General features: G+C 67.9%; 17 protein-coding genes. 5 read left to right on the top strand and 12 right to left on the bottom strand.

Going from position 1 to position 23,938, the window contains the following annotated elements; genetic code table 11:
- Positions 1–55: 55 nt before the first annotated feature.
- Positions 56–832 (bottom strand): SDR family oxidoreductase, encoded by a 777-nt coding sequence (locus ASF77_RS03370; RefSeq protein WP_056334349.1) that lies wholly within the window; start codon positions 830–832, stop codon positions 56–58.
- A 186-nt stretch (positions 833–1,018) separates the two neighbouring features.
- Between ASF77_RS03370 and ASF77_RS03365 the strand changes: the two genes are divergently transcribed.
- Together ASF77_RS03365 and ASF77_RS03360 are read left to right on the top strand one after the other, a co-directional pair.
- Complete coding sequence (locus tag ASF77_RS03365) at positions 1,019–2,695, top strand: electron transfer flavoprotein-ubiquinone oxidoreductase (protein ID WP_200934122.1); 1,677 nt, start codon at positions 1,019–1,021, stop codon at positions 2,693–2,695.
- A gap of 277 nt (positions 2,696–2,972) precedes the next feature.
- Entirely contained in the window at positions 2,973–4,166 is a 1,194-nt protein-coding gene (locus ASF77_RS03360; RefSeq protein ID WP_056334345.1) for a porin, read from the top strand.
- An 83-nt stretch (positions 4,167–4,249) separates the two neighbouring features.
- On the opposite strand, the gene ASF77_RS03355 is transcribed toward ASF77_RS03360, so the two are convergent.
- From ASF77_RS03355 to ASF77_RS03325, 7 genes are all read right to left on the bottom strand, one after another.
- Positions 4,250–4,915 (bottom strand): amino acid ABC transporter permease, encoded by a 666-nt coding sequence (locus ASF77_RS03355; protein WP_056334342.1) that lies wholly within the window; start codon positions 4,913–4,915, stop codon positions 4,250–4,252.
- A 3-nt stretch (positions 4,916–4,918) separates the two neighbouring features.
- The gene (locus tag ASF77_RS03350; protein WP_082493603.1) at positions 4,919–5,740 is read right to left on the bottom strand and encodes a transporter substrate-binding domain-containing protein; all 822 of its coding nucleotides are present in this window, start codon (positions 5,738–5,740) and stop codon (positions 4,919–4,921) included.
- 76 nt (positions 5,741–5,816) lie between these two features.
- Positions 5,817–6,224, bottom strand: coding sequence for a hypothetical protein (locus ASF77_RS03345; protein ID WP_056334338.1), 408 nt, complete (start codon positions 6,222–6,224; stop codon positions 5,817–5,819).
- An 82-nt stretch (positions 6,225–6,306) separates the two neighbouring features.
- Complete coding sequence (locus ASF77_RS03340) at positions 6,307–6,768, bottom strand: metallophosphoesterase family protein (RefSeq protein ID WP_056334335.1); 462 nt, start codon at positions 6,766–6,768, stop codon at positions 6,307–6,309.
- A 19-nt stretch (positions 6,769–6,787) separates the two neighbouring features.
- Complete coding sequence (locus ASF77_RS03335; RefSeq protein WP_082493527.1) at positions 6,788–7,081, bottom strand: DUF378 domain-containing protein; 294 nt, start codon at positions 7,079–7,081, stop codon at positions 6,788–6,790.
- A gap of 131 nt (positions 7,082–7,212) precedes the next feature.
- Positions 7,213–7,854 (bottom strand): DUF882 domain-containing protein, encoded by a 642-nt coding sequence (locus tag ASF77_RS03330; protein WP_056334332.1) that lies wholly within the window; start codon positions 7,852–7,854, stop codon positions 7,213–7,215.
- Positions 7,855–7,924: 70 nt separating this feature from the next.
- Positions 7,925–8,446 (bottom strand): GNAT family N-acetyltransferase, encoded by a 522-nt coding sequence (locus ASF77_RS03325; protein ID WP_056334330.1) that lies wholly within the window; start codon positions 8,444–8,446, stop codon positions 7,925–7,927.
- Between the two features lie 225 nt (positions 8,447–8,671).
- Here ASF77_RS03325 and ASF77_RS03320 point away from each other — a divergent pair, with 225 nt between their 5' ends.
- From ASF77_RS03320 to ASF77_RS03310, 3 genes are all read left to right on the top strand, one after another.
- A complete protein-coding gene (locus ASF77_RS03320; RefSeq protein WP_056334327.1) occupies positions 8,672–9,685 on the top strand; it encodes a sulfate ABC transporter substrate-binding protein in 1,014 nt (337 codons plus the stop codon).
- Positions 9,686–9,952: 267 nt separating this feature from the next.
- Positions 9,953–10,951, top strand: a complete 999-nt coding sequence (locus ASF77_RS03315) for a serine hydrolase (RefSeq protein WP_373961564.1) — start codon at positions 9,953–9,955, stop codon at positions 10,949–10,951.
- Between the two features lie 182 nt (positions 10,952–11,133).
- A complete protein-coding gene (locus ASF77_RS03310; protein WP_056334319.1) occupies positions 11,134–11,397 on the top strand; it encodes a hypothetical protein in 264 nt (87 codons plus the stop codon).
- Between the two features lie 245 nt (positions 11,398–11,642).
- On the opposite strand, the gene recD is transcribed toward ASF77_RS03310, so the two are convergent.
- The 4 genes from recD to ASF77_RS03290 form a co-directional block, all read right to left on the bottom strand.
- Positions 11,643–13,583, bottom strand: coding sequence for an exodeoxyribonuclease V subunit alpha (gene recD / locus ASF77_RS03305; RefSeq protein WP_056334316.1), 1,941 nt, complete (start codon positions 13,581–13,583; stop codon positions 11,643–11,645).
- A gap of 3 nt (positions 13,584–13,586) precedes the next feature.
- Entirely contained in the window at positions 13,587–17,240 is a 3,654-nt protein-coding gene (recB, locus tag ASF77_RS03300) for an exodeoxyribonuclease V subunit beta (protein ID WP_056334314.1), read from the bottom strand.
- Complete coding sequence (gene recC, locus ASF77_RS03295) at positions 17,237–20,647, bottom strand: exodeoxyribonuclease V subunit gamma (RefSeq protein ID WP_056334311.1); 3,411 nt, start codon at positions 20,645–20,647, stop codon at positions 17,237–17,239. The genes recB and recC overlap by 4 nt, the downstream gene beginning before the upstream one ends.
- Positions 20,648–20,739: 92 nt before the next feature.
- A complete protein-coding gene (locus ASF77_RS03290; RefSeq protein WP_056334308.1) occupies positions 20,740–23,802 on the bottom strand; it encodes a CHASE domain-containing protein in 3,063 nt (1,020 codons plus the stop codon).
- Positions 23,803–23,938: the final 136 nt, after the last annotated feature.

The following is a 23,938-nucleotide window of genomic DNA, read 5'->3' as shown; positions in this document are numbered from 1 at the left end:
CAGTTAAAAAAAATGGCGCCGCTGCCGGCGCCACCTATCCATTTTACGACAGGGCTTACTGCGCCGTCATGCCGTCGTCCGCCGTGATGATGGCGCCGTTGATGAAATGCGCTTCCTCGGCCGCAAGCAGGAGCAGCAGGCCGTCCAGGTCTTCCGGCCGGCCGGGGCGCTTGCGCGGCAGCAGGTCGATCAGTTTTTTCCCCTGCTCGGTGCCGAAATAATCCTCGTTCATCTCGGTCGAGATGTAGCCGGGGCAGATGGCGTTGACGTTGATGCCGTACTTGCCCCATTCGACCGCCATCGCCTTGGTCATCTGCACCACGCCGGCCTTGCTCATGCAGTAGACGCCGATCTGCGGCAGCACGCGCAGGCCGCCCACCGAGGCGATGTTGACGATGCGGTGCTGCTTGCGCGGATCGCCCTTGGCACGCTGGATCATGCGCTTGGCCGCCTGCTGGGCGACGAAGAAGGCGCCGCGCAGGTTGGTGTCCATGATGTACTGGTAGTCGTCCTCGGTCACGTCGAGCAGGCGCTGGGTGCTCTGCACGCCGGAGTTGTTGATCAGGATGTCGATCGGGCCGGCCTCAGTCTCGGCGTGGGCGATCGCCGACTTGATGCTGGCCATGTCGGTGACGTCGAGGTTGACGACGTGGGCGGCGCCGCCGTCGGCTTCGATCTCGGCGCGCAATTCCTTCAGGCGCTCGGTGCGGCGCGAGGCCAGCACGACCTGGGCGCCGGCGCCGGCCAGCGCTTTCGCGAAGCGTGCACCGAGTCCGCTCGAGGCGCCGGTGACCATGGCGATCTTCCCTTCAAAATTTACTTCGATGCCCACGTTCGCTCCTGTCCTGTCGTGCTCCGGCACGGGTGATGTCGAAGGCATAATGATGTCACAGATTGCAGCGATTAGATTGCCGAGTCTAATAATCGGCCTAAACAGCCCAAAAACGGCCTCCGAAGTTGCATTCAAGCCGGAAAACCCGCACACTCGTGCTTAAATTTTTTTAACCATACCAAGACCATGACAGACGCAACCAACATCCTCGAACAATACGGCCCGCGCGAAGCAATGGAGTACGACGTCGTGATCGTCGGCGGCGGCCCGGCCGGCCTGTCGGCGGCCATCCGCCTGAAGCAGCTGGCCGCTGAAAAAGGCCAGGAAGTGTCGGTCTGCGTGCTCGAAAAAGGCGGCGAAGTCGGCGCCCATATCCTGTCGGGCGCGGTCATGGATCCGATCGCCCTGAACGAACTGTTCCCGAACTGGAAGGAACTGGGCGCGCCACTGAATACCGAAGTCACCGAAGACCGCGTCCTGTTCCTGACCGAGACCAAGGCCATGGCCACGCCGAACTTCATGGTGCCGAAGATGCTGACCAACCACGGCAACTACATCATCTCGCTGGCGAATCTCGTGCGCTGGCTCGGCCAGCAGGCCGAAGCCCTAGGCGTCGAAGTCTTCCCGGGCTTCCCGGCGGCCGAGATCCTGTACAACGAGGATGGCTCGGTCAAGGGTGTCGCCACCGGCAACATGGGCGTGGACCGCGAAGGCAATCCGACCGACGCCTTCCAGCTCGGCATGGAACTGCACGCGAAATACACCTTCTTCGCCGAAGGCTCGCGCGGCCACCTCGGCAAGCAGCTGATGGCCAAGTACGACCTGAACCGAGGCAAGGATCCGCAGACCTACGGCATCGGCATCAAGGAACTGTGGGAAATCGACCCGGCGCTGCACAAGCCGGGCCTGGTGATCCACACGGCCGGCTGGCCGCTCGACAAGGACACCTACGGCGGCTCCTTCCTCTACCACCTGGAAAACAACCAGGTCGCTGTCGGCTTCGTGGTCGGCCTGTCCTACCAGAATCCGTATCTCTCGCCCTATGAGGAATTCCAGCGTTATAAAACGCACCCGGAAATCCGCAAGTTCTTCGAAGGCGGCAAGCGCCTCTCCTACGGCGCGCGCGCCATCACGGCGGGCGGCCTGCAATCCTTGCCGAAGACCGTGTTCCCGGGCGGCGCCCTGATCGGCTGCGACGCCGGCTTCCTCAACACCAGCCGCATCAAGGGCAGCCACGGCGCGATCAAGACCGGCATGCTGGCCGCCGAAGCGGCCTTCGAGGCCCTGGGCGCGAGCCGCCAGCACGACGAGCTGACCGCCTACCCGCTCGCCTTCGAGAAATCCTGGCTGTACGACGAGCTGCACCGCGCGCGCAACTTCAAGCCATGGATGAGCCGCGGCCTGTACCTGGGCACCTTCATGACCGGCGTCGACCAGATGGTCTTCCGCGGCAAGGCGCCATGGACGCTGCGCCACAAGCACGCCGACCATGAATGCCTGCGCCCGGCCTCGGACTTCAAGCCGATCGTCTATCCGAAGCCGGACGGCAAGCTGACCTTCGACCGGCTGTCGTCGGTGTTCATCTCGAACACTAACCACGCCGAAGACCAGCCGGTACACCTGACGCTGAAGGACGCCAGCATCCCGGTCGAGGTCAACCTGGCGAAATACGCCGGCCCCGAGCAGCGTTACTGTCCGGCGGGCGTGTACGAGTACGTGAAGACGGACGCCGGCCAGGATCGCCTGCAGATCAACGCGCAGAACTGCGTGCACTGCAAGACCTGCGACATCAAGGATCCGACGCAGAACATCGTGTGGGTGACGCCGGAAGGCGGCGGCGGGCCGAATTATCCGAATATGTAAGAGTTGAAACGGGCGCCGCTAGCGCCCGTTTTTTTCGGGCTCTGTTCATCGGCACGAAACGGAGTCGGGACTCCACCCTACATCGCTTGCCATTCGTAGGGTGGAGTCCCGACTCCACGGCCGTTCGACATTCGATAGCCGAAACACACAACGCCGCCAGGTTCGATTAAACACTTGTTGTTTTTGGGCAACTAAAAGATACCCATACGACTGCCCAGCATTCCGTAAGAGATTTCCTACATGTAATAATCGCGCATCGCATTCTCGCCAAAACCACATGCCACGTTCCACCCTGCTCTGCGCCCTGCTTGCCACCGCTTTTGCTACCTCCGCCCACGCCGACACCCAGTCCTACCTGATGAACCGCTTGTCCCAGCTGCCCGAATACAGCGGCGGCGGCGACAGCGTGCGCATCTACGGCACGCTCGACCTGGGCGCCATGTATGCGCGCGCCGACAAGGCACAGGGCAGCTGGCAGCAGCAAAGCGGCGGCAACTACAGCTCCAAACTCGGTTTCTATGCTTCCGAAGACCTGGGCAATGGCCTGAAGGCGGAAGCGAAGCTGGAAGCGGGCATCCATGCCGACACCGGCGCCCAGCAGGCCAGCGCCCTGTTCAACCGCGAATCCTGGGTCGGCCTGCGTTCGAGCACCCTCGGCACGCTGCGCTTCGGTAACCAGATCAACGCCATGCTGCCGCTCTTCGTCGACCCCTTCATGCTGGTGCAGACCAATTCGGTCTATACCTGGGTCGGAGGCGGCGCCATGCAGGGCCCGCGCGGGGTCGGTGCGAATACCGATCTCGGGCCGGGCGCCGGCACGATTCCAGTGCGCGTGCCGAAGTCGATCACCTATGCCACCCCACGCGTGATGGGCGTCGCCGCACAGGCCATCTATGCCAGCAATCCCTACGGCACGCGCGAGCCGAAGACCGGCACGCGCGGCGGCGTGGTCTCGTTCACCGACGGCCGCTTCTACCTGGCGGCCAGCCTGACGCAAACCTGGAGCAGCCCGGTGACGGTCGCCGCCGGCCAGCCGGCGCAAGCCGTGCGCACCGACATTCCGGCGATCGGCGGCATCTACGACAGCGGCCGCGTCGTGCTGTCGGCCTCCTATGCCCGCATCAGCCCGCAGCTGGACAATGGCGGCGAAGCGCAGCTGGCGACGCTAGGCGCGATCCTGAACCAGGATCGCCTGTCCTGGCGCGCCTCGCTGGTGCACCGCGATACCGAAGGCGCACGCAATTCCCTGGGCGCGGCGGTCGAGTCCTCCGCCCTGGGCCTGATGCTGGGCGTCGACTACGAGCTGTCGCGCCGCACCGCCCTGTACGCGCGCGCCGGCTCGGTGCGCAACTTCGGCGCTTCGACCATCATCCTCAATAGCGTGGCCCTGCCCTTCCAGGCCGGCTCCACCTTCCCGCAGACGGGGATCGAGACCCGGACTTATTCGGTGGGCGTCACGCACCACTTCTAAATAATAGAAGGCGCCGCTCTTTCGGCCGGCGCCTTTTCTTCGGCCCTTTTTTCTCGCCCACGGCGACTCGCCGTGCATGCGTGCTAGCGCGCCGTCCCGTGGGCCCGGTTCAGGCGCCGCTCGGCCAGGCGCTGCAGCCCCTCGAACCCGAGGCTGAGCAGCCAGTAGATCGCGGCCGCGGCCAGGTAGAGCGGCAGCGGCTGGAAGGTGGTCGCGATCACCTCTTTCGTCGCCAGCATCAGCTCGGTCACGGTGATCACCGACACCAGCGAGGTATCCTTGATCAGGCTGATGAGGGTATTGCTCATCGACGGCACCGCCACCCGCAGCGCCTGCGGCAGCACCACGTGGGCCAGGGTCTGGCCGTAGCCGAGGCCAAGGCTGAAGGCGGCGCGCCACTGATCCTGGCGCACGCTGCCGATGGCGCCGCGCAGGCTCTCCGACAGGTAGGCGCCGCTGTTGAGCGACAGCGCCAGCACCCCGGCCGTGACCGGCGTGAACTCGATGCCGACGCCGGGCAGGCCATAGTAAATCACGAAGATCTGCACCAGCAGCGGTGTGCCGCGCATCAGGCTCACATACAACGCCGCCGGCCAGCGCAGCCACCGCACCGGCGCAATGCGCATCAGCGCCACCGGCAGTCCGAGCGCCAGACCGCCGACCATCGCCGCCAGCGCGAACACCAGCGTATAGCCGGCGCCCTGCAGCAGCACCGGCGCCGCCTCGCGCAGCAGCGCGAACAGCTCCATCGTTCAGGGCGCCGGACGCGAGGCGTCGGTGCCGAACCATTTCAGGGACATCGCTTTCAGGCTGCCGTCGGCCTGCAGGTCGGCGAGCGCCCCATCGACGGCCGCCTTGAACTTCGGACTGCCCTTGCGGAAGGGGATGCCCATGCGTTCGGGCGCGCCGACGCGGGCGCCGGCCTTGATCGGCAGCTGCGAATGCTTGAGCAGGTAGCCCACCATCAGGCTGTCGTTGAGGGCCGCGTCGATGCGCCCGAAGGCGAGATCCTGCAGGTTTTCGGGCGCGGCCGGATAGCTCTTCACGGCGATGCCGGGGACTGCCTTGGCCTGCTGCTCGAACACGCTGCCCTGCCCCACGCCGACCGTCCTGCCCTTCAGGTCTTCCATGCGCGCATACGCCGCGCCGTCGTTGCGGCGCACGATGAGCTGGGGGAACGAATAGGTATATGGCTGGGAAAAGTTGAAGGCCTGTTCGCGTTTCGCCGTGATGCCGACCTGGCTGACGATGACGTCGTACTTGCCGGCAGCCAGTCCCGCCAGGATCGCCGCCCACTCGGTGGTGACGAATTCGGGTTTCAGGCCGAGCTTCGCGGCCACCGCCCTGGCGACGTCGACGTCGTAGCCGGCCAGTTGCCCGCTCCGGGCCTGCTTGAAGTTAAACGGCGGATAGGTGCCTTCCATCGCGATGCGCAGGGTGCCGCGTGCCTTGGCGGTATCGAGCAGGTCGGCGGCGCTGGATGGCCCGGCGCAGCCCAGGGCCAGCAGAACCGGCAGAACCGGCAGAATCGCGCCGGCGCGAAGGACGCGGCGGCGCGCGGAAGGTGAACGCATGCGCATCTGGATTGCTCTCCGTTAAAAAGCGTATGTCGCTTTTATAACCGAAAAGCCCGCCGTCGGGCGAGGATACTCAGCCGATGCGCATCCGGCCGCGCGAGCCGAAGCGGTGGCCGACCACCAGGGTCGTGCTCGCGACCAGGCTCGACAGGCCGATGATCAGCTGCACCAGGCGGTCGGCCGGCAGCAGCCAGTAGGCGCCGCGCGGGATCTCGGCGCCGGTGGCGGCCACGATCAGGGGCGCGATCCAGGCCGCGTCGTCGTCGACGTCGAGCACGACCGCGTCCTCGGCCGTCTGCATGTAGATGTTGCCGCCTTCGGCCAGCGTGAAACAGATGCCGTAACCGGTTTCCTGGGGCTTGATCAGCTCCTGCATGGCCTGGTCGTGCTCCGCGATCCAGAGTTCGACGTCTTGCGGCGTTTCGAGGTGGATCCAGGGACGGGGACGGAAGCGTGGCGGCGTATCGGGTGTTGCGGTCATCGGCGAAAAGATTGGGCGGCAAAACGAGCATCCTACGGCATTTCAGGGCGCCCGTGTTGAGGGGCGAAGCGGGCGTGCGGCCTCAAGCTTCGACCAGGGTGACGATGCGCGGACGTACGCTTTGCCCGTCGACGATCAGTTCGGCCGCCGAGATCGGCAGGCTGAAACGGCGCCGCCCGGCGCTGCCCGGATTGATGTAGAGGACGCCGCCGCGCTCGACGCAGGAGGGCTTGTGCGAGTGGCCCGAGACGACGACGCGCACCCCGGCGGCGGCCGGGGCTATGTCGAGTTCCTTGATGTCGTGGATCGCGTGCAGCACCACCGGGCCGAAGCTCAACGTGGCGCTGATGGGAATGGATCGCGCCCAGGCCTCGCGGTCGTTGTTGCCGCGCACGACCGTCAGCGGCGCGATGGCCGCCAGGCGTTCGAGGATGGCCGGGTTGCCGATGTCGCCGCCGTGGACGATGCGGTCGCAGCCGGCGAGGAAGTCGAGCGCCTCGGGACGCAGCAGCCCATGCGTGTCGGAAATCAGGCCGACGCGCAGTGGCTTGCCGGCGGCCGCCTTAGCGATGGCGCTTCGCCCCAGCCATCTTCGCCGTGGTGTAGATCGAATACAGCGCGGCCAGGCCGACCAGCACGTAGATCAGGCGGGTGGCCGGGCTGCCCGGGCCGAAGATGGTGGCGACCATGTCGACCTCGAACAGGCCGACCAGCGCCCAATTCAGGCCGCCGATGATCAGGAGCGCCATCGCCAGATAGTCGAGGGCCGACATGGCCGAGCGGCCGCCTTCGCGCACGTTGCTGCGGCGCTCGGGGCCGGTGCGGCGATCCATGGTGGGTGCGTTCATCGTTGCCATCGCGTCCTCCGTCGAGAGTTCAGTCGAGATCCAATGCCGGCAATGGGGACATTGCCAGTGCAGATCTCACGATAGCAAAAACGCGCGCATCGGGGCGCCTGACAACGACGTCAGGGATGCTGCCGAGGGGCTTAGCCTTTCCAGGTGCGGTTCAACCCGGTGTCGGCGTGAATCCAGCCGCCTTTCGGCCCGGAGCGGTAGTAATAGCCGACGCCGCCCTGGCGGAAGCTGCGGATCAGGCCACCGAGGACTTCCTCGTTCAGGCTGGCGATGCGGATGTCGGCCGCCTTGCCTTCCATGTGCAGCGACTTGCGCGCCGCCGGGATGCCCTGCTCCTGCAGACGCGCGTTCGAGGCGGGCGTGCGGTAGCCCGACAGGATCTCGAGCGGCTGCTCCATGCCGTAGCGGGCGATGAAGGCCTGCGTGCCCCACAGCATTTCCAGCAGCTTGGGGTCGATCGCCATGGTGGCGCGGCCGTTCACGTCGCGCAGCAGGTGGCACAGCTGCTCGTAGGCGGAATCGATCATCTCGCCGTCTTTCCAGTACAGCACCTTCGCGCGCTCGCCGCTTTGCGGGCGCGTCACGGACAGGGTGCGCGGCTTGACCCAGAAATCGAGGTCGAGCAACTGGGCGTCGAACAGGTCGGGGGGCGGAGTCAGGTCGGCGGGTGCGGCTTGCGGCGCGGCGGCTGCCTCACTCACCAGGGTCGGGGCAAGTACGCCGAGGGCGGACAGGCGCATGCCATGCTGGAGGAAATCTCTACGGGAAGGCATAAAACACTCATCTTTGCGAAGCCCGTACTATAACTGAACGGGTTGCGCGACAGAAGACGTGTTCTGTTGCTTATTCGGCGCAGTTGCAAAAGCGTTTGCGCTTGGCTTCCGACTGCGCATCGGCATCGAGCTGCTTCCACATCAGGCTGCATTCGAGACCGAAGCAGGATTTTTCCAGGCCCGCGTTCGCATAGCCGTGGCGCTCGTAGAACTGGGCCGAGCTTTCCGGGCTGTGCAGATGCAGCTTGCGGATGTTCCAGGCGCGCGCCTGTTCCTCGACCGCCGTGATCAGGGCGCGGCCGACGCCGACGCGCAGGGCGCCCGGCTCGACATAGCACAGGGCCAGCTTGCCGGCCTGGGTCAGGAGCGCCAAGCCCAGCAGTTTCCCGTCGCGCTCGGCGACGATGGCGTAGTTGGTCGGGGACGCGAACCAGGCGGCGACGGTGTCCGGGGTCTTGTTGGACAGCCAACTGTCGAGGATCTCGGGGCGGCCGCGGTGATCGGGGGCGCATACCTCCTCGATCGAGCGGCGCAGCAGATTGCAGGCGGAAACGGCGTCGGCCGGTGCTGCTTTGCGAATGTCGATACCCATGAACTTCTTACCCAGTGATCCGTAATGACTGTTTCTATTGCACGACGGCACGCTTTTGGCGGCGCCGGCGAATGTGCGGACTATACACCGAAAGCCGCAGAGCTTGCCGGAGGCCATGCATACCTCATGCCGCTTCTAAGCATATGACGAAAGTATTCTTCCGTTTTCCCGTGAATAAATGGAACATGCACGATGTTTCCATTGTATTTAAAAAGCGAGAACAATATGCCCAGCACGCACTTCAATTCCCTGCGCCGCCTCATGCTGGCGCTGGCCGTCGGCGCCGCCCTGCCTCTGTCGGCAAGCGCCGCCACGCCCGAGTTGCTCAACGTCTCCTACGATGTGGCGCGCGAATTGTACAAGGACGTTAACCCGGCCTTCATCGAGAGCTGGAAGAAAAGCGCCGGCGAAACTGTGACGATCAAGCAGTCGCACGGCGGCTCGAGCAAGCAGGCGCGCGCCGTGGCCGACGGCCTGGAAGCGTCGGTGGTGACGATGAACCAGGCCAACGACATCGACATGCTGGCCGACCGCGGTCTGGTGACGAAGGACTGGGCCAAGAAGTTCCCGAACAACGCGGCGCCCTACTACTCGACCATGGTGTTCCTGGTACGCAAGGGTAATCCGAAGGGCATCAAGAATTGGGACGACCTGGCCAAGCCGGGCGTGCAAGTCATCATCCCGAACCCGAAGACCGCGGGCAACGGCCGCTACACCTACCTGGCGGCCTGGGGCTCGGTGCTGAAGAAGAAAGGCACGGAAGCGCAGGCGCGCGACCTGGTGGGCCGCATCTTCAAGAACGTGCCGATCCTGGACGCCGGCGGCCGCGCGGCGACCACGACCTTCACCCAGCGCCAGATCGGCGACGCGCTGGTCACCTTCGAGAATGAAGTAAGCATGGTGCGCGCCGAGTTCGGCGACAATTTCGAGGTGGTGTATCCGACCGTCTCTATCCTGGCCGAGTCGCCGGTGGCCGTGGTCGACAAGGTGGTCGACCGCCGCGGCGTGCGCAAGCAGGCAACCGCCTACCTGAACTTCCTGTACACCCCGGCAGGCCAGGAAATCGGGGCGAAGCACTTCATGCGCGTGCGTAACGAAGCGGTGATGAAGAAGTTTGCGGGCAACTACAAACCGATCTCGCTGTTCTCGGTCGACGAACTGTTCGGCGGCTGGCGCAATGCCCAGAAAGTCCACTTCGACGACGGTGGCGAATTCGACAAGATCTACCAGTCGAAATAAGGATCGAATGCCGTCGCCGAGCTAACTGCTGAGTTCGCGCTGTTTCGCAAAAAAGCAATGTAATTGCTTGAATACAAAGGCCCTGCTACAACGCAGGGCCTTTTTGTTACGAAATTCCACAGTTGTGTTCGTTTTTTCCTGTGCGCCATAGACATGCGGAAATGCGAGTGCTAACCTTCGTTCTTTGGTGTGCCCTAGAGCAAGTAAACACGCGGCGCCCTACCGGTGCCTTGCCCTTCAACTTTGACACCTGACCTGACACCCATGATGAAAAAACTGTTCGCCGCCGTCCTGTTGTCGATCTCGTCTGCTGCCGCACTCGCGGTGCCCTTCGGTTCGCAATCGGTGCTGGTGGTCGAAGATGATACCGGCAAGATTTTGCTGGAAAAGAACGCCGATGCGGTGATGCCGATCGCTTCGCTGACCAAGCTGATGACCGCCATGGTCATCCTCGACGCCAAGCAGGACATGAACGAGCTGATCGAGATCGACCGCAGCGACGTCGATACCTTGAAGCACAGCAGCTCGCGCGTGCCGGTTGGCGCCAGCATTCCGCGCCGCGACGTGCTGCAGCTGGCGCTGATGTCCTCGGACAACCGCGCCGCCGCCTCGCTGGCACGCACCTATCCGGGCGGCTTCCTCGCTTTCAAGGCCGCCGTGCGCCGCAAGATCGCCGCGCTGGGCATGCACAACACCGTGATCGAAGAGCCGACCGGCCTGTCGCCGAACAACCGCTCGAACGGCCCGGATCTGGTCAAGATGGCGCGTGCTGCCGCGGCCTATCCGGAAATCAGCGAGCAGACCACAGACGCCAAGAACATCATCAACATCAACGGCCGCGGCATCGAGTACCGCAACACCAACCGCCTGGTCGGCGCCAAGGGCTGGGACATCGGCCTGTCGAAGACCGGCTACACCCGCGAAGCGGGCCGCTGCCTGATCATGAGCATCAAGGCCGCCGGCAAGAACGCGACCATGGTGCTGCTCAACGCCGGCGCCTCGTCGGCGCGCATCCTCGACGCCCTGAACGTGCGCCGCCACATCGCCGGCGAAGAAGCGCCGGTGGTGCGCATCGCCAAGGCGGCGCGCACCGCGAAGGTCATGAAGGCCGGCAGCCGCTCGCCGCGCATCAAGGCCAGCAGCCGCGCCCCGGTGATCAAGGCCGCCAGCGGCCGCATCGTCAAGGTAAAGACCGGCGTGCGCGCCAAGGCCAAGGTCGTGCCGACCAAGAAGAAGGTCGTCGTGGTGCGCAAGCGCCGCAACTGATCTTGTTTGGTTCGTCCGCCGCTCCGTGCGGTGGACAGATAATAAAAAACCGCCTCAAGGGCGGTTTTTTGTTTTCCTGCGGCGGGCCGCTTACCGGCGCATGACGTGCCATGGAAGGCCCGGGCGCTGTAGGCGCCGCAACGCAGGTAGAATGCGGCTCGACCACACTTTGAAAGCCAGCGATGAAGAAGACCGACCTTGCCAAGAGCGACGCCAAGAAGATCATGAACCAGATGAGCGCCCGCAACGCCAGCTTTGGCGGCGCCGCCGCCGCGCCGGTCGACAAGCGCGAACAGCGCGAGCGCGATCGGGCGCTGGGGCTGGTGCCGTTTGCGGTGAAGCTCAATGGGGAGCTGGTGGCGCAGCTGCAGGCGCTGGCCATGGAGCGCGGCGTCGATATGAACCAGCTGGTGGATGAGCTGGTGCGCAAGGGCTTGGAGGGGTGAATCGCGGCGGCGCACGGCCCCTGGATTTGCATGCGGGCTCGTGGCCTTGTTCTTGGCTGCGCTAGCGGCGGAACGCGTGGGCACGGGGTGCCCACCCTACGGTAAACGTCTACCGCGGGCAAGATCGAATGCTTGGTGGTTGGCACGCGGCGATATCGCAGCCATTGGCCGGTGCGTAACGTAGGTGGGCACCCTGTGCCCACGCGTTCCGGCGCCCGAACGGTGACGGCACACGACAACGCCCATTACCGCTCGATCAAGTGCCTCAACCCACTTGCCCGATGCGTGCGCCGCGCCACCGCTTCGGCCAGCACGGCGGCATTCGGCGTCACCAGCGTGAACTCCGCGCTGGCGCGGGTGATCCCCGTATAAACGAGCTCGCGCGTGAGGATGCCGTGGCGGTCCTCGGGCAGCACCAGCACCGTGTGGCGGAACTCCGAGCCCTGCGATTTATGCACCGTCATCGCGAACGCCGTCTCGACGCTGCGCAGGCGCGTAGCCAGCACGCTGCGCACCTCGTCGCCTTCGAGGAAGTAGACGCGCAGCGAGCCGGGACGGGCCGGGTCGGCCAGGGTCAGGCCGATGTCGCCGTTGAAGACGCGGGTGCCGTAGTCGTTGCGGGTCACCATCACCGGGCGCCCGACATACCATTCGCCGGCGCGGCGCAGGAGGCCCGCCGTCTGCAGGCTGGCTTCGATGGCCGTGTTCAGGCCGCCCACGCCCCACTCCCCTTCGCGCACGGCGCACAGGATGCGGAAGGCCTCGAAGCGCTGCAGCACCGCGCGCACCCAGTCCTCGTGCCCCCCGTCCGGCCCCGCGCGCAGCAGTTCCAGGTAGGGCTGGTAGCCGGCCAGCGCCAGACTGACCACCTGGTGCTGGTGCGCGCCCTCGATCCAGCGCAGCACACCCTCGCCGCCGCCGCGCAGCACGGCCTCGGCCGCAGTCGCATCGCCGGCGTTGACGGCCAGCGCCAGCTGGCCGATCGGGCCGCCGAAGCGGCGGCTGTGGCGCAGCATGACGGTCTGCTGGGCCAGCGGGCCGGCCGCGCCCAGGTATTCGGACGGCAGCTCCTCGCCGCTCGCCTCGCGCACGTAGTCCGCCGTGGCCTGGCTGTAGCCGCCGGCCTGGGCGTCGTGGCAGAGGTCGCCCAGCACCGCGCCCGCCTCGACCGATGCCAGCTGATCCTTGTCGCCCAGCAGGATCAGCGTGGCGCCGGCCGGCAGCGCCGCCAGCAGGCTGGCCATCATCTCCAGGTGCACCATCGAGGCTTCGTCGACGATCAGCACGTCCACGTCGAGCGGGTTGCCCGCATGGTGGGCAAAGGCGCGGCTGTCGGGGCGCGCGCCCAATAAACTGTGCAGGGTGCGCGCAGCGCCCATGCGGGCGGTCAGTTCGCGCAGCGGCAGCGCCTCGCCCACCCGTTCGGCGAGGTCGGTCAGGGCCTTGTCGATCGACTGCTTCAGGCGCGCGGCGGCCTTGCCGGTCGGCGCGGCCAGGGCGATGCGCTGGCGCTCGGCGTCCGGCGCCACCGCGAACAGCAGCGCCAGCAGGCGCGCCACCGTGTAGGTCTTGCCGGTGCCGGGGCCGCCCGTGATGATCGCCACCGAGCCGCGCAGCGCCACCGCGCAGGCGAGCTTTTGCCAGTCCGGCTTTTCCTGGGCACGCTGCGAAGCGAACAGCAATTCGAGCCAGGTGCGCACCTGGTGCGATTCCACCGGCCGCGCCGCCAGCGCGCGGGCGCGGATGCTGTCGGCGACCAGGGTCTCGTCGCGCCAGTAGCGGCGCAGGTAGAGGCGCTCGCTGTCGAAGACCAGCGGCGCGCCGAAGTCGAATGTTTCGACCTGCCAGACCTGCTCGCAGGCGGCCAGCTGCGCGGCCCAGGCCTTCGCGTTTTTAGGGAGCGGCGCCACCGTGCCGGCCAGGCCCTGCCATTGCTCCTTCGTCCAGCCGAGCAGGCCGGCCGGATCGTGCGCCAGGTCGGCCATCTGCAGGCAGCTGTGGCCGCACCCTTCGAGCTCGGACAGCAGCAGCGCCGCCAGCAGCACCGGCGGCGCGACCGGCCCCAGCGAATCGACGAAGCGGGCGAAGGCCGTCGACAGGCGCCGCAGCTCGCCCGCTTCGGTCAGGCGCGCGGCCTCCTCCCACAGGAGGGCTGGCGACACCGTCGTGTGCGCGTCGTGTTTCATTTGTCAGCTTCTCCCCAGCAGGCGATCGAGGCCGTCGAGCAGTTCGACGTCCGGTTCGAGCAGGCAGCAGCCGTGCGTCGAGGTGTTGGCGATCCCGCGCAGGAACAGGAAGACGGCGCCGCCCAGCTGCTGCGCCGGATCGTAGGTCTCGCCCAGGCGGCTCTGCAGCAGCCGGTGCAGGGCCAGCATGTAGATCGCGCCCTGGATGTCGTAGCGGTGCCCGGCCATGCCCTCTTCCATCGCGCGCTTCGTGTAGGCGGCGTCGTTGGGGCCCAGCGCATTCGACTTGTAGTCGAGCACCCAGTACTTGCCTTCGTGTTCGAACACGAGGTCGGCGAAACCCTTGAGCATGCCGTGCAGGGCGCGCTCGGGCAGGCCCGGACGCACGGTCTTGCCGAGCAGGCGGCGCCGGCATAGGCGATCGAGTTCGGCGAGGTCGAGCCCTTCGCTCGGGAACCAGAACTCCATCTCCGGCACCGTATTCGTCAGCTCCGACAGGCTGGCGCCGACCGGCGGCAGGCGCGTGGCGACGACGAGGCGCAGCCAGGCAAGCGTGTCCTCCAGGCGGTGGCCCCAGCCGGCGCGCTCGACGCGTTGCGCCAGGCGGGTGTCGAAATTCGGGTCGTCGACGATGTCGAAGCCCTCCTGCCCGATCCATTCGAGCTGCTCGTGCAGGAAGTTGCCCGGCACCGAGCCGCGCGGGAAGCGGTGCCAGGGCGCGTCCTCGATGCGCAGCGCCGGCGCCGGCTCTTCGTCCTCGAGCAGCGTTTCCTCGGCCGCGCGCATCGGCGGCGCCGTCGTGTGGCGGGTGATCGAGGTGAAGGAACCGACGGCCCAGTTGCGCTCGAAATCGGCCTCGAAGGGCGCCGGCTCGACCAGGGGTGCGCGCTCCTCGACACGGTCGTACATGGTGCAGCCGTCGAGCGGGTCGAGCACGTGCAGCTCGATGCCGCCGCAGTGCCCGCGCAGGCGGCCCAGGTGCTCGTGCACGGCGCTGGTGGGCACCGGCTCGCCGCCCGTCATCAGGTAGCCCAGCGCGGATTCGTGCAGCTCGTTCTCGTCTTTCTTGCGGGCCGAAGCGGAGGCGGCCGCCGCCACGCCCAGCCACAGGAAGTGGCGCGAGCGCGTCAGCGCCACATACAGCAGGCGCAGGTCTTCTTCCAGGCGCGCCCGATCCACCGCCTTCAGCGCTTCTTCCGACAGCGCCAGGTCGATGCGGCGTTTGCCGTCCTCGCCGACGTATTCGAAGAAGCTGCGCCGGCGCCGGCTCGTCTTGCGCGTGCTGGCGGCGAACGGCAGGTAGACCAGCGGGTATTCCAGGCCCTTCGACTTGTGCACGGTAACGACTTTCACCAGCTTGGCGTCGCTTTCCAGGCGCAGCACGCGCTCGTCGCCCGCTTCGCCCAGGCCTTCGACCTGCTCGGCGAACCAGCGGATCAGGGCCTGCTCGCCGTCGAGCTGGGTGCTCGCTTCCTGCAGCAGCTCGGCCAGGTGCAGCAGGTTCGTGAGGCGCCGCTCGCCGCCCGGCTCGCGCAGCAGGCGCGCCGGCAGGCCGAGTTCGTGGACGAAACGGCGCAGCATCGCCAGCACGCCCTGGCGCTGCCAGGTGACATGCAGGGCCTTGAGCTGCTCGACCCGTTCTTCCCACACGGTTTCGTCGCCCGAGAGCCGGGCCAGTTCGCCCAGCGGCAGGCCGGCCGTGCGCGTGGCCAGCGCCGCGCGCGCCAGCGTGCCGTCGAGCGGGCTGGCCACGGCGTTCAGCCAGCGCAGCACGTCGGCCGCCTCTTCGCTCTCGACCACCGAATCCTTGTCCGACAGGTAGACGCTGGCGACCCGGCGCCGCATCAGCGCATGGCGAATCGCAGCCGCTTCCCTGCGGTCGCGCACGAGGACGGCGATGTCGGCCGGCTGCAGGCGCACGAAGCGCGCGCCAAGATCCTCGGGGTCGGGCTCGGCGAAGCCGACTTGCGGGTCGTTCAGCAGCGTGACGATGTGTTCGGCGCAGTGGTCGGCGAAGAAGGCGCGCTGGGCATCGGCGTCCATCTCGTCGCTGCCCGCCACGCACATCGCCAGCGCCTGGTAAGGGCCGTCGACGCCGACCAGGTGGGCGCCCAGGCCCGCCGCGCGCACCGCGTCGAACGGCAGCGGATTGACGTGGCCGCGCCGGAAGCGGAAGGCGCCGGCTGCGTGGCCTGTGTGCTCGCCATGGCCCTCGGCATGGCGGAACAGCTGGTTGACCGCCTCGACCAGCGCCGCCGTGGAACGGTAGTTGGTGCCGAGCTGGTAATGGCGGCCCTCGGTGGCGCGCCGCGCGTCGAGGTAGCTGTGGATGTCGGCGCCACGGAAGCCGTAGATCGACTGCTTCGGGTCGCCGATCAGGAACAGGCCCTGGGCCGGATCGTTCGCCTCGACCTTGTACAGCAGGTCGAAGATGCGGTACTGCAGCGGCGAGGTGTCCTGGAACTCGTCGATCAGCGCCACCGGGAACTGGGCTGCGATGCGCTGGCGCAGGGCCTCGCCGTTGGCGCCCTCGAGCGCGTCCTTCAGGCGCGCGAGCATGTCGGCGAAGCCGAACTGGCGCTTGGTCGCCTTCAGCTCCGTCATGCGCCGCGCGATGTGGCCGGCCGCATGGCGCAGCAGCGCATGCTCGAGCGGCGCGACTTTGGCGAGCGCCGCGCGCAGCTCCTCGGTGCAGCCGAAGCATGCTGGCACGTCGGCATGGAAGCCCTTGCCGAAGGCGCCTTCGATGCCATGCGGGGTCAGGCGCTTCCAGGCGGCGTCGGTGATGTCCGGCGCGACCAGCAGCGGGTCGGCAGCCCAGGTGCGCAGCGACCGGAACCAGTTGTCGAGCCAGTCCTGGCGCAGCTTCGTGCCATTGAAGGCTTTCGCACTGCGTTCGCGCTGCTGCGCGATCCACCCTTCCATCTCGTCGACGCGTTCGCTCCAGCCTTCCTTCAGGCGCGCCAGCTGCGCCGTCAGCTCGCGTTGCACCCGTCCGACCAATGCGCCCAGCGGCTCGGGATCGGGGACACCGAGCGTGTCGGTACGCCCGACCAGGTCGCGTACGGCCGTCTTCAGGGCCCGCACGTCGCTCCAGCAGGCCAGCACCGGCGCCAGCCGGGCGCTGTCGAGCGGATAGACGTGCTGGCGCCAGTAGTCGTGGGCGGCATCCTCGAACAGCGCGCGCTCGTCGCTGACGAGCTCCTCGTCGAACAGGCTGCCGCTGTCGAAGGCGTGTTCGCGCAGCATGCGCTGGCACCAGGCGTCGATCGTGAAGATCGCCGCTTCGTCCATCGTCTCGGCCGCCAGCACCAGGCGGTGCGCAGCCAACTGCCGTTCGCTGTCGCTGGCGTAGCTGCCGGCCAGCGCTTCCAGGTAGGGATCGGACTCCTTGGCCTCGCCGCGGAAATAGGCGGCCGCGCCGACCAGGCGTTCGCGCACCCGGTTCGACAGCTCGCGCGTGGCGGCGCGGGTGAAGGTCATCACCAGGATCTGCGAGGGCAGCAGCGGACGCGGGAAGGCATCGGCGCCGCCATGCCCGAGCACCAGGCGCAGGTAGAGCGCGGCGATCGTCCAGGTCTTGCCGGTGCCGGCGCTGGCCTCGATCAGGCGCGAGCCGTGCAGCGGGAACGTGAGGGCGTCGAGGAGCTGGCTCATGCGGCTTCTCCGCCGGCCGGCTTGTCGTGCGGCTCGACCTCGATCTGCTCGGCCATCCAGTGGGCCAGTCCCCCGTACAGCGCTTCGGCCAGCTCGGGCCAGTCGCCGGCGGCGGACAGCTGGGCGAAATCGGGCCACAGGCGCGCCAGGCAGGGTTCGCGTTGCACCTCGCCCGCCACTTCGTGGTCGTCGCCCTCGTAGACCGTGCGCGCATCGCGCCCGGCGAGCTGGGCCAGCGCCGTCCTGCAGGCCACCGGCAGCGGCGCGTCGAGGTTACGCCGCCAGAGGCCGGCGAGGTAGGCCAGCACGGCGCGCGCTTCCTCGGCTTCGATCGGCGCCATCGTCACCAGCGCGTCGCGCGCGACCAGGTAGCCGGTGATGCGCGCGCCGGCGGCGCTCGCGGCCAGCTGGCGCAGCCAGGCATCGATCAGCTTTTCGCCGCGCGGCGCATCTTTCTTGTCCAGCACCTTGGACGAGATTTGCATCAGCCAGGCGGTTCGCTCGCCGTTCGTGCGCAGGCGGTCGATCCAGTCTTCCAGCACGATGCCGTCGAAGGCGAGGCTGACCGCCAGCTTCGGCGCAGGCTCGGGGAAATCCGCGCCGAGTCTGAGCCAGCAGCGGCGCACCGGCACCAGGCCCTCGACCAGCTGCTGCTGCCACTGGCGCCCGACCAGGCCGATCGGCAGCACGCCTTCGCGCGCCAGGCGTTCGGCGCGGGCGTCAAGCATCTGGCGCACCTCGTCGAGCGCCTCGGCCTCCCCGGCGTCGTCGAGCAGGCTGTCTTCCAGGAAGTAGCGATCCAGTGCGTCGAGCGAGAACGGTTCCTCGTCCTCGCCGATCACCTCGGCCGCGTTGAAGATCACGCCCAGGCGGTGCCGGAAGAAGTAGCGCGACGGCTGCTTCAGGAAGCTGCCCAGCTGCGTCAGCTTCAGTCGGAAGTCGGGTTCGAGTTCGTAAGGCGGCAAGCTGTCGATGGCGCGTTCGCCCTCCCCCTCGCCTTTGCTGTGCGCCGTGCGCCATTCGCGCGCATAGGTCAAGAGGCCGCCCTTCTCGAAATAGCGGCGGCTGAAAGGCTGCAGCGCGTGTTCGACCGTGAGGGTGGACAGGTCGATGTTCCAGCCCGCGTGCAGATAGTCGCGCAGCTGCGCCACCAGCACCGAGGGCGGCTGCTCGCTATTGTCGCGCACGTTGCGCCCGACCCAGCTCACGTAGAGCTTGTCGCGCGCGGCCAGCAGGGCCTCCAACATCAGGTAGCGGTCGTCGTCGCGGCGCGAGCGGTCGCCCGGGCGGCCCATGCCGGGCATGGCGAGCAGGTCGAAATCGTTCTGCGCCGCGCGGCGCGGAAAGTCGCCGTCGTTCATGCCGAGCAGGCAGACGGCGCGGAAGGGCACGGCGCGCATCGGCATCAGGGTGCAGAAGGTGACGCCGCCCGAGACGAACTGGTGGTTCAGCGTCGGCTGGTCGATCTGGCCGAGCCAGGCTTCGCGCAGCACGGCCAGCGGCACCGGTTCGTCGAAGCCGCCCGCCTCCGTCATCTCCAACCAGCAGTTCAGGGCCTCGCCCAGCTGGGCCAGGGTGATGCGGTCGTCTTCCTCGCGGCCGTCGAAGAAGGCGGCCAACAGCGCCCGCGCCTGCACGCCCCATTCCTGCGGGGTGCGCGGCGTGGCCAGGCGCGCGCGCCACTCGAGCAGGCATTCGACGAACTGGGCCAGCGAGCCGGCCAGGGCCGCGTCCAGCCCGCCCACTTCGCCGTAAGGCTCGATGTCGCCGAAGCGCGCGCCGGCGCCGCTGGCATAGCCGAGCAGCATGCGCCGCACGCCGAAGATCCAGGCGTTCTGTTCGCCCGCCGCGCCGAGGCCGAGGCCGGCGCGGTGCTCGCGGTCCAGGCCCCAGCGCACGCCGGCGCCGTCGATCCAGGCGCCCAGGGTCGGCAGGTCGTCCTCGTGCAGGCCGAAGCGGGTCGCCACCGCCGGCACGTCGAGCAGGTCGCGGATCTCGCTCTGGCGGCAGCGCTGCTGTGGCAGGCGCAGCAGCCACTCCAGGGCGACCAGCAGCGGATTGACGCTGCGGTCGCGCGTGTCGCCGATCTCGAAGGGGATGTAGCGCGGATCATTGCGGCGGTGCTGGTCGAACACGGCGTGGATCGCGGCCGAGAAGGTGTCGATGTCGGGCACCATCACGACGATGTCGCGCGGGCGCAGCGTCGGATCGCGCTCGAACATGGCCAGCAGCTGGTCGTGCAGGGCCTCGACCTCGCGCTGGGTGCTGTGGGTGACGTGGAATTCGATCGAACGGTCGGAAGCCGGCGGCGGGACATGGGGATGCTCGGACAGCGGGCGCAGGTCGCGCACGGCGGCCTGCACCTGCTGCAGCAGGGTCTCGCCGTCGCCCTCGGAGAACAGGTCGACCCGCAGCTTGGCGATGGCATCGAGTTCCGGGCGGCCGGCTTCGTTGTCGAATTCGTCGAGCATGCGCACGAAGTCGCGCCCCTGACGGCCCCAGCTCGCCAGCAGCGGATGGCTGTGCGCGTGCAGTTCCTCGATCGGCAGCGTGGCCAGATCGACGCCTTCGCGCGCCGGCTGGCGTTTATGGGCCGCCTTCAGCAGCTCGCGCCCCTCGATGATGTCGCCCCAGTAGAACTGGCAGGGGTTGGGCACGGCCAGCAGCACCTGCGTGTGGCGCGAGAGCGCGGCGATCGCCTGCAAGGTCTGGTAAGGCAGGGCCGACATCCCGAACAGCACCACCCGGCGCGGCAGGCGCGAAGTCGGCGGGTCGCCCGAGAGGATCTTGGCGACGAAGACTTCGTGGATCGCGGCGCGCCCGCTGCCGCGCTGCATCGGCGGCACGCTGTCGTGCACTGCGCGCCAGAGGCGCGCCTGCCAGCACTGGTCGGGGCCGAGCGGCACCGGGTCGCCGCCGGCGCGGCGCAGCTGGTCGCGCCCGATCTCCCAGTCGGTCAGCCAATCGGCGCGGTAGACCTGGTACTGGTCGAACAGGTCGGCCAGGCGCTCGGCCAATTGAAGGCGGCGCTCGGGGCAGCCGTCGCGGAGAAAATGGCGCAGCGGCGCGAACACGGGTTCCTGCAGCAGCGCCGGCAGGAGCCGCATCAGGCGCCAGGTAAGCGGATCGCGGTCGAAGGGCGAGCGGCTCGGCACCCGCTCGCGCCCGAGCATGGCGCGGTAGGCTTCCCAGAGAAAGCGTGCCGGCAGCGCGACACGGGTAGCGGCGCAGACCCCGAGTTCCTCGGCCAGCGCGATTTTCAGCCATTCGGCGAACCCGTTCGACTGCACCAGGATCGTCTCCTGCTCCAGCGGCCCGAGCGGATGGTTGCGCAGCCAGTCGAAGACGGCTTCGCGCAGCATTTCCATCTGGTTGCCGTGCAAAATCAGGAGGCCGGGGGTAATCATGGGGAACGTCGGGGTGGTGTTTGGAGAGCTCAGGCGCAACAGGATACTCTCTTTGGCCGCGCCGTGAAAGGTAGAAGCGGGCGCAAGAGCGCTTAGCGGCCGTCCGTGGCGCGCGCGCCAAGTTCCGCTGCGATCGCCGCTTCGAGCCGCGCAAAGATGCTGTGCAGATGTGCCCCCAGGGCTTTTGCCTGGGCTTGCTTGACGGGATCGCCCGCCGTCGCATCTCCGTCCAGCCGCTCGAGCTCGGCGCAGAGGTCGGCGAAGCCCAGCGCGCCCACCGCCCGCGCCGAGGATTTCAGGCGGTGCGCCACGGCGCCGACGCGCGCCAGGTCGTGCGCGGCCAAGGCTGCATCGATTTCCGCCAGGCCCTCGCGCGCGCTGTCGAGGAACATGAAGCCGAACTTGCGCATCTTGCCGGGGTCGGCGCCGAAGGTGGCGGCGAGCACCCCGGTGTCGAGCAGCGGAGACGCCGCCTCACGCCCGATGGCGCGCGCGATCGTTGCCGCCAGCCGGGCGGGCGCCACTGGCTTGGTAAGGAAATCGTTCATGCCGACCGCCATGCAGCGGGCCTGGTCTTCGACGCCGGCGTTGGCCGTCATCGCGATCACGACCGTGTCGCGCAGGGCGGCGTCGGCACGTATGCGGCGCGTGGCCTCGAAGCCGTCCATGACCGGCATTTGCACGTCCATCAGCACGCAGTCGGCGCGCTCGCGCCGCAGCAGGTCGAGCGCCTCGCTGCCGTTGGCGGCGACGCGCACCGAGGCGCCGGCGTTTTCCAGCAGCTCACGCCCCACCTGCTGGCTGAAGGCATTGTCCTCGACCAGGAGGATGCGCGCCCCGTCCAGGCGCTGTCCGGGCGCCACCGGCACCGGCGCCGGCCGGCGCACGTTCGTCTCGTCCTGCGCCCCGCCCTGCCCCAGGCGCGCCGTGAACCAGAACAGGCTGCCGCGCCCCTGCTCGCTCTCGACGCCGACTTCGCCGCCCATCAGCTCGGCCAGCTGCTTGCTGATCACCAGGCCCAGCCCGGTGCCGCCGTAGCGCCGCGTGGTCGAGCGGTCGGCCTGGTGGAAAGGCGTCGTAAACAGCTGCGCCAGCTCGCCGGGGGCGATGCCGATGCCGCGGTCCTCGACCTCGAAGCGCACCAGGGTGTCGGCGCCTTGCGCCACCAGCGTGCGCGCCCGGATCGTCACGGTGCCGCGTTCGGAAAACTTGATGGCGTTACCGACGAAGTTGAGCAGCACCTGCTCCAGGCGCAGCGGATCGCCGCGCAGGGGCCGCGCCAGTTCCGGCGCCACCTCGAATCCGAGGCGCAGGCCGCGCGCCGCAGCGGCTTCGCCGAGCTGGGTTTCGAGATTGTCCATCAGGGCGTCGAGACGGAAATCGAGCAGCTCCAGTTCGAGACGGCCGGCCTCGATCTTCGAGAAATCCAGGATGTGGTCGATGATGCCCAGCAGGTGCTGGCCCGAATGCCAGATCTTCTGCAGGTAGTCGCGCAGCTTCGGTTCGTAGGCCAGCGCGCGCGTCGAGCCCAGGGCCAGGTGGGTCATGCCGATGATGCTGTTCATCGGTGTGCGGATCTCGTGGCTCATGTTCGACAGGAAGTCGCTTTTCGCCTGGTTGGCGGCGTCGGCGGCGGCCTTGAGCTGGTGCAGTTCGGTGACGTCGGTGGCGACGCACAACACGCCGCTCACGTCGCCGTCGAGGCGCACAGGCACCTTCACTTCCCACAGCTGGCGCGGCGCGCCGTCCGGCAGCCGGATCTCGACCTGGCTGGCGCGGCGGGTGCCGTCGAACACGGCGCGCTCGCGCTCCCAGGCGGCGTCGGCCAGTGTGGCAGGCATGACCTCGCGGTCGGCGCGCCCGACGATGCGCTCGGCGCCCTGGCCGAGCGCCAGCGCCATCTTCGCGTTCACGTAGCGGAAGCGGCGGTCGCGATCCTTCATGAAGACGAAGGCGTCGAGGTTGTCGAGCACCGTGTCGAGCAGGGTGCGGCCCTCGATGGCGACGCGGCGCGACCAGTACAGCGACAGGAACAGGCTGTAGACGAGCAGCGTGGCGGCGAAGCCCACCGCCAGCGCGATCAGGGGCAGGCGATGATCGCTGGGCAGGAACATCGCGCTCTTCGGCGCGCTGAAATGGGCCTTCCACAGGCTGCCGCCGAAGTCGACCGGCAGCACGGCCCTGAAATTGGCGGCGTCGTCGAAGACGCGGGTACGCACCGCGCCGTCGCCGTAGAGCAGGCGGTCGCCCGAGGCGACGGCCAGCGGCGCGCCGGGGGTAGCCGCCTTTCTCCCCGAACCTGCCGCAGGGGGAGCCGCAGGGGGAGCCGCAGAGGGAGCCGCAAACAGGGCCAGCGCCATGGCGTCCCGGTTCTGCGCGCCGAGCGCGCCTTCGACCAGGGCCGGCACCGAGAACGACACGCCGACCCCGCCGAGATAGGCCGCGCGCCGCTCGGCGACGGTGGCCGGCAGCGTGCCGCCGCGGTAAACGGGCGCGCGCATGTTGAGGGCGATGTGGGGCTTCGGCCCGCCGACCTGGGTCGGGTGGCCGGAGGCGCTGATGCCGCCGCGGTCGCGCGCCTGCGCCATCGCCGCGGCCGGCGCGGGATTGGCGGCGATGTCGAGCCCGAGTTTGCCGTCCATCATATGGGCCGGCTCGATATAGGTCAGCACCGTGTAGCCGGGACGGCGCGCGGCAGGCTTGATGGCGAATTCCGGATAGCCGCGCGGGTCGAGGCTGCGGTCGGCGCGCACCGCGCGCTCGAAGGCATCGCGTTCGGCGTCGCTGACGATGCGGGCATAGGTGACGGCATCGACCGCCGGATAATGGCGCGCCAGGTCGAGCGCGGCCACATAGCGGTGGAACTGCAGGCGCGTGACGGGACTGTCCGCATCTCCGTTGGCCGCGAACAGCGACACCAGCGCGCGCGTGAGGTCGGTATACGATTTGATGGCGCCGGCCAGGCGCTCCTGGGTGGCGCGGGCCTGATCCTCGAAGCGGCGCCGCGCTTCTTCTTCCACCGCGCGCGAGGCGGCCATGTGCAGCATCGCCCCCACCAGCAGCGCCAGCCACAGCCCGGCGCCCCACAGCACCACGCGCGTGGTGCCGCGCGCGCCGGCGGCTGCGCCTATGCTGCGGGTGATCGACAGGGCCATCGACGTCTGCAAGCCTCGGGTAAGGAAAGATTGTTGATAATATACGCTATCGGCCTGCCCGTGGGGCGCCGGACACGGAGGAATCGGATGCGTAAAACGGCGGCAGAAGTAGTCTTGGGTGTGGCGGCGCTGGCCG

Source organism: Massilia sp. Leaf139 (assembly GCF_001424165.1).
GTDB lineage: Bacteria > Pseudomonadota > Gammaproteobacteria > Burkholderiales > Burkholderiaceae_D > Telluria.
Note: the sequence above shows the minus strand (reverse complement) of the source record. Positions and strands in the feature narration are given on the sequence as shown.